The organism is Mesorhizobium sp. ZC-5 (assembly GCF_025753855.1).
Classification (GTDB): Bacteria; Pseudomonadota; Alphaproteobacteria; order Rhizobiales; family Rhizobiaceae; genus Neomesorhizobium.
In genome coordinates, this window is the sequence record NZ_JAOWPT010000045.1 from 1 (window position 1) to 2040 (window position 2040).

Sequence of the window (2040 nt, forward strand, 5' to 3'; positions counted from 1 at the left end):
GATGCCGAAATCGGCAACCAGCATCAGCCCCAACGACCGAAATCCTCCATCGCCGCGCTGTTCGCAACCTCATTGCCGCACCACCCCCTCTGGAAATGCCGTAGTTCGAGGTGTCCAGCTGTGCAGCTCCAGCAGTAGCGCTATCCTTACACCCAATTTCGCCAAGTGATAGAGTATTGAGCATCCCAAGACCCCCGCCACCTATGATAATTACTCTTGTTTTGTCGGCAGTGGTTCCACCATGATACTTTTGCGTTGCTCATCAACTGGGACGCCAACGCGGCGTTTCGTTACTACTACCACGATCGGCAAGCTCTAACCGGCGACGACTCTCTCAGAGCATAGCCGATACATTCACCACGACCTTGCCAACAGCCTTGCCGCTTTCAAGATATGCGTGCGCTTCGGAGGCCCGAGCCAGATCGAAACGCTTCGGGTCAAGGAGTGGCTTGACTTTTCCGGCGTCACACATCGCCGCGAGCTCCTCCAGGATGCGACCGTGCTCCTTGCACCTGGTACCCTCCAAAAGAGGGAGCAGCATGAAGACGATATGAAGCGACAGACCCTTGCCGTGCATCGGCGAGAGGTCGTGCGTGCTCCTTGCCGCCGAGCCCGCCACGCGGCCACCGCTGGCTGCGGCCTGGAAGGACTTATCGAGATTGGCGCCCCCCACTGTGTCGATCACAACGTCGAAGCCGCGGCCGTCGGTCAGGCGCTTCACGTAAGACGACACCTCTTCGCCTCCATAGAGGATGACGTCGTCCGCACCAAGGTCGCGTGCGATACTGGCGGCTGCGTCAGTCTTGACCGTCGTCGCGACACGAGCTCCCCTGGTCTTCGCTATTTGCAGCGCGACGTGTCCCACGCCCCCGACGCCCCCGTGGACCAGCACATGGTCGCCTTGCTTGACGCCGCTTCGCTCGTTTAGGAGCCATGCCGTGATTCCGACGAGAGGCAATGCAGCTGACTGCCGATGGGTAAGGGTCTTTGGTTTCGGGGACAGCAGCGCCGGGTCGCATGCGATAAATTCCGCGAGGCTGCCCCCCAAGCCACGAACACCCCCCGCGCATCCATACACTTCGTCGCCCACCTCGTAGCCGGGTGCGCCGTTCACGGCTTCCACTACGCCGGAGAAATCACACCCGATGATTGCCGGGAGTGACGGCCCAATCGGCAGTCCTGCGCGGATCTTGAGATCGATCGGATTGACGGATGCCGCAACGATGCGAACCAGGACTTGGCCGGCTTCGAGTGTCGGTACGCCGGTTTCCTCAAGCTTCAACTTCTCGGCACCACCATGCGCATGCAAGACCACCGCCTTCATTGCAGACCTCATTTCTCGAATTGCCTCGTCAACAGGAAAAACGCGTTGCCACTGACTGGAGTGCTGTAAAGAATCTGAAAGAGGATTCGAAGAAACTGGTACCCTAAGCACGACTCAATCATTTACATTCTGCCAAAGTATGGCATTCTGTCAACGTCAAAAGCTGCAGATGACTTCACCCATGCTCCTCGGATCGCTTTTCGCCAGCGAAACAGCTGGACACCTCGAAAAAGCTGGCAATCGAAAACGCATTTTGATTCACTTCGCCTGGTGATTGGCACGAAGGCGTTGGATGCGAGGACAGGTTGGGTTGAGCGCTATGTCCGGCTGAGCGAGGCGATCCACTGGAGAAGCTGAACGCGGTGGTGGCTTGCCGGAAACCGCTGGCCAAGGCGCTGAAGCGCTCCGATGGCGCCAAAGGCGGCCGGCCGCCCTTTGAAGCGGTGATGATGTTCAAGGTCCTGGTTCTGCAGGCGCTCTACAGTCTCTCGGACGATCAGGCCGAATTCCAGATCCAGGACCGGCTTTCCTTCAGCGCTTCCTCGGGTTGGGGCTCGGCGACAAGGTTCCCGACGCCAAGACGATCTGGTTGTTTAGGGAGCACCTCACGCAGGCCGGGCTGTGAAGAACCTGTTCGCCCGTTTGACAAGCACCTCACCAAGGCCGGTTATCTGGCGATGGGTGGGCAGATCGTGGATGCCACGATCGTGGCGGCG

The 2040-nt window shown here is 59.1% G+C and carries 1 protein-coding gene and 1 pseudogene; one reads left to right on the plus strand and one right to left on the minus strand.

The window, feature by feature from the left end:
- Positions 1-334: 334 nt before the first annotated feature.
- On the minus strand, positions 335-1324 hold the full coding sequence (locus OHD58_RS30365) for a zinc-binding dehydrogenase (protein ID WP_263807292.1): 990 nt from the start codon (positions 1322-1324) through the stop codon (positions 335-337).
- Positions 1325-1659: 335 nt separating this feature from the next.
- Between OHD58_RS30365 and OHD58_RS30370 the strand changes: the two are divergent.
- Positions 1660-2040, plus strand: a pseudogene (locus OHD58_RS30370) (transposase); the annotation flags it as partial.

Coding starts and splice junctions, on each gene's coding strand:
- OHD58_RS30365 (WP_263807292.1), bottom strand. CDS start 1,324: ATGAAGGCGGTGGTCTTGCATGCGCATGGTGGTGCCGAGAAGTTGAAG.